This is a genomic window from Lactobacillus nasalidis, assembly GCF_016587775.1.
In the GTDB taxonomy this organism is placed as follows: Bacteria; Bacillota; Bacilli; order Lactobacillales; family Lactobacillaceae; genus Lactobacillus; species Lactobacillus nasalidis.
In genome coordinates this window covers 1-381 of the sequence record NZ_BOCG01000026.1, presented here as the reverse complement: position 1 = coordinate 381, position 381 = coordinate 1, and the positions used below count along the sequence as shown (strand labels likewise).

At 59.1% G+C, this 381-nt stretch carries 1 pseudogene; it reads right to left on the bottom strand.

Annotation, left to right across the window (positions count from 1 at the left end):
• Positions 1 to 381: pseudogene (locus tag lacNas_RS00210) on the bottom strand (hypothetical protein); the annotation flags it as partial.

The following is a 381-nucleotide window of genomic DNA, read 5'->3' as shown; positions in this document are numbered from 1 at the left end:
TCTTCCTGCATGATTTCAATCTGGCTGTTGGCATTCTTGCCGCTCGGCTTGTAGGCGTCATACGGCTCGTCGAAGGCCGACCCAACGCCAGTGTAGTAGTCCGGATTGAAGCCGGCGGCTTTGATCAAATCCTTCAGCCGCGGCAAGAGAAGCTTGCTTTCCTCCGTGACCGTGACGCTGGCCAGGGGCCGGCGGAAAAGGTAGCGCTTGGTCAGGTCCGCCAGGATCGGGTCGCTGACTTCAGTCCACATGCTGAAGTTGGTCTCCATGACCCCGTCGTCCATCTTCAGATAATCCTGCAGCTGCCAGTTTCCGGCCAGAAAACGGGCCAGACTCGGCGTTACCGGCAGCTCTTTTTCCTGGTAGAGGTGCTGGGCCCGC